We start from the raw sequence: 1,686 nt of genomic DNA on the forward strand, positions 1-1,686 counted from the left end.
GGCCCGATGGCGCGACGCGGACGGCCGTCCACATCCGGCTTCACCGATCCGCCGGGAGGCATGGCACGCAAAAACAGTTTCGGATGATTTATATGTGATTCCAGGGTCTGTGCCTTCTCTGTCAGAAATTGAGTATGACAAAGATTTATTTCTCGCTCGAGTGCCTTGGATGAAAGAAGAAGCTCAAAAAGTAATTTCGGAAAAAATGACTGAAATTTCTTCAAATCATTTTGTTCGAGGTCAGGCTTGGAAAAAATTTGAATTTCCAGATCAAAAATTGAAAGGGGGTAAAAAGTGAGCGAAATTCTTAATTTAAAGGACTTAAAAGTTTATTATCCTATTCGATCTGGTTTCTTTAATCGAGTGACAGATAATGTTTTAGCCGTTGATGGAGTAGATTTAACGATTCATGAAGGAGAAACTGTCGGTTTAGTTGGTGAATCTGGCTCTGGAAAATCAACGATTGGCAAAACAATTGTTGGTTTAGAACAAATGACATCAGGACAATTGATTTACAAAGGACAAGATGTCAGCAAAAAAAAGATAAGAAACCAGCTCAAATACAATAAAGATGTTCAAATGATTTTTCAAGATGCATTTTCGAGTTTGAATCCACGGAAAACAATTTACGATATCATTGCGGAGCCTATTCGAAATTTTGAAAAAATAGATGCTAATACGGAAAATAAACGGATTCATGAATTATTGGATATTGTTGGACTACCTAAACAAGCTTTAGAACAGTATCCTTTCCAATTTTCTGGAGGTCAACAACAAAGAATTGGAATCGCACGGGCAGTTGCTACTAATCCTAAGTTAATTGTGGCCGATGAACCAGTTTCAGCATTAGACTTATCTGTTCAAGCTCAGGTTTTGAATTTCATGAAGCTCATTCAAAAGGACTTGGGAATTGCATTTCTTTTTATTTCTCATGATTTAGGGGTTGTCCGCCATATGACTGATAATATTGCAGTCATGCACAACGGTCGAATTGTCGAAAAAGGAACACGAAGAGATATTTTTGATGAGCCACAGCACATTTATACTAAACGACTCTTATCTGCTATCCCTTCGATTGATGTTACAAGAAGAGCGGAAAATCGGAAAAACCGTCTAAAAGTTGAACAAGACTTTGAGGATAAAAAAGCAAATTTTTATGACAAAGATGGACACGCTTTGCCCTTAAAAAAATTAAGTGAAAGTCATTGGGCTGCTTTGCCAAAAGGAGGGGAAAATGTGGAAAGTAATTATTAGACGTATTTTATTGATGATCCCTCAATTATTTATCTTGAGTATTCTTGTTTTCTTCTTTGCTAAATTGATGCCTGGTGATCCTTTTTCAGGGTTGATTGGTCCTCATACCGACCCACATGAAGTTGAAGCATTAAGACGGGCAGCAGGTTTATATGACCCTTGGTGGGAGCAGTATCTCAGGTGGCTAGGGAATGCCATACATGGGAATTTAGGAATGTCCTATAATCTCAAAGAGCCTGTGATGACTGTCATTGGACATAGAGCGATTAATACTTTTTGGATGTCACTTTTGTCAGTTATTTTAACTTACTTATTTGCTATTCCGATGTCGATAGTTGCAGCTCGAAATGAAGGAAAATGGCAAGACCAATTGTGGTTGACCTATAATTCAATTACTTTTGGTATTCCACCTTACGTATTCTATCTCTTGAT

The 1,686-nt window shown here is 37.8% G+C and carries 1 protein-coding gene and 2 pseudogenes; all 3 read left to right on the forward strand.

The window, feature by feature from the left end:
- A pseudogene (locus tag ABZ857_RS44135) lies at positions 1-298 on the forward strand (hypothetical protein); the annotation flags it as partial.
- Positions 295-1,254 carry a murein tripeptide/oligopeptide ABC transporter ATP-binding protein OppF gene (oppF, locus tag ABZ857_RS44140; RefSeq protein WP_010906164.1) on the forward strand — a complete coding sequence of 320 codons (960 nt, stop codon included), beginning with the start codon at positions 295-297 and terminating at the stop codon, positions 1,252-1,254. The pseudogene ABZ857_RS44135 and the gene oppF, both read left to right, overlap by 4 nt.
- Positions 1,235-1,686, forward strand: a pseudogene (oppB, locus tag ABZ857_RS44145) (murein tripeptide/oligopeptide ABC transporter permease OppB); the annotation flags it as partial. The gene oppF and the pseudogene oppB, both read left to right, overlap by 20 nt.

This window comes from Microbispora sp. NPDC046933 (assembly GCF_040644635.1).
In the GTDB taxonomy this organism is placed as follows: Bacteria; Actinomycetota; Actinomycetes; order Streptosporangiales; family Streptosporangiaceae; genus Microbispora.